Annotated in this window: 2 protein-coding genes; both read right to left on the reverse strand. The window is 56.6% G+C overall.

The window, feature by feature from the left end:
* Nucleotides 1–1,634: chaperonin GroEL (gene groL, locus Q0802_RS24570; RefSeq protein ID WP_298922643.1), on the reverse strand; the 1,634-nt coding region annotated here is incomplete at its 3' end.
* Nucleotides 1,635–1,678: 44 nt separating this feature from the next.
* Entirely contained in the window at nt 1,679–1,966 is a 288-nt protein-coding gene (locus Q0802_RS24575; RefSeq protein WP_298922644.1) for a co-chaperone GroES, read from the reverse strand.
* Between the last annotated feature and the right edge of the window lie 81 nt (nt 1,967–2,047).

Raw genomic sequence — 2,047 nt, forward strand, 5'->3', positions numbered from 1 at the left:
TACATCATGCCTTCCATACCCTCCATGTCGGGTATGCCGTGGCGGTTCGGCCTGGCGGGTTTGTCCGCCACCATCGCTTCAGTGGTGACCAGCAGGCCGGCAATCGATGCGGCATATTCCAGCGCGATTCGAACGACCTTTGTCGGATCAATGACACCGGCCTTCAACATGTCGCCGTACTGGTCCAACTGCGCATCATAGCCGAACGTCTTGCTGGCGTTCTCAAGTACTTTTCCAGCAACGACCGAGCCATCAACACCGGCGTTTTCAGCGATCTGGCGCAACGGGGCCTGAAGGGCTTTACGGATGATCTTGATACCCGCATCCTGATCTGCGTTGTCTCCTTTGAGCCCTTCCAGAACCTTGCCCGCATGGACAAGTGCAACGCCACCGCCTGGTACGACGCCTTCCTGGACAGCCGCACGTGTTGCGTTCAAGGCGTCATCGACCCGATCCTTGCGCTCTTTCACTTCGATCTCGGTCGCGCCACCAACTTTGATCACCGCAACGCCGCCCGCCAGTTTGGCCAGCCGCTCCTGCAGTTTCTCCTTGTCGTAGTCAGAGGTGGTCTCTTCGATCTGGGCGCGGATTTGGGTGACACGCGAAGCGATAGCTTCTTTGTCGCCCGCGCCGTCGATCACGGTTGTTGTGTCCTTGGTAATCGTGATTTTTTTGGCATCGCCCAGCATGTCCATCGTGACATTTTCAAGCTTGATGCCCAGCTCTTCGGAAATCACCTGTCCACCGGTAAGGATGGCAAGATCTTCCAACATCGCCTTGCGACGATCTCCGAAACCGGGCGCTTTGACACCGGCAACCTTCAGGCCACCGCGCAGTTTGTTCACCACAAGGGTTGCGAGCGCTTCGCCATCAATGTCCTCGGCCATCACCAAGAGCTGCTTGTTCGCCTGCATGACTGCCTCAAGCAAAGGCACCATGGGGGCAAGAGACGTCAGTTTCTTCTCGTGCAGGAGGATGACGCAGTCCTCCAGGGTCGCCGTCATCTTGGCGGTATCTGTGATGAAATACGGGCTGAGATAGCCGCGATCAAACTGCATGCCCTCGACCACTTCGGTCTCGGTCTCCAGCCCTTTGTTTTCTTCGACGGTGATAACCCCTTCGTTGCCGACTTTCGCCATGGCGTCCGCGATCTGTTGACCGATAGCAGCCTCACCGTTTGCGGAGATAGTGCCGACCTTGGCGATCTCGGCCGTATCGCCCACTGGCCGCGACATTGCCTTGACCTCAGCAACAACGGCGGTGACCGCTTTGTCGATCCCGCGTTTGAGGTCCATCGGGTTCATGCCTGCGGCGACCGACTTCATGCCTTCCTTGACGATGGCCTGAGCGAGAACCGTGGCGGTTGTTGTGCCGTCGCCTGCCTCGTCATTGGTGCGCGATGCAACATCCTTGACGAGCTGTGCGCCCATGTTCTCGAACGCATCCGAGAGTTCGATTTCCTTGGCGACCGTGACACCGTCCTTGGTGATGCGTGGCGCGCCATAGGATTTGTCGAGGACCACGTTGCGGCCCTTGGGGCCAAGCGTAACCTTGACTGCGTTGGCCAGCGTATTGATGCCCTTGAGCATGCAGTCACGGGAGTCCGTGCCGAATTTGACGTCTTTTGCAGACATGTCGGTATTCCTAAATGAAAGATGTGTGAAAGGGGACGCGTAGTTCAGGCCACAATGCCTAAGATGTCGCTCTCCTTCATGATCATCAGCTCTTCGCTATCAATCTTAATTTCAGTGCCCGACCATTTGCCGAACAAAATTTTGTCGCCAGCTTTGACGTCCATTGCGATACGTGCGCCTGCGTCGTCTTTTGCACCGGCACCGACGGATACGACTTCGCCTTCCTGCGGTTTTTCTTTTGCATTGTCAGGGATGATCAGGCCGCCCGAGGTCTTTTCGTCGCCTTCAATAATGCGAACCAAGACACGGTCATGTAGGGGTGTAAACATCATGGAAATGCTCCTTTTCGGGATTTCCGGGTAGGGGTGGCATGCTTAGGGACACATTGGCACTCGCCACACCTGAGTGCCAAT

It is taken from the genome of uncultured Roseobacter sp., from assembly GCF_947495275.1.
In the GTDB taxonomy this organism is placed as follows: domain Bacteria; phylum Pseudomonadota; class Alphaproteobacteria; order Rhodobacterales; family Rhodobacteraceae; genus Roseobacter.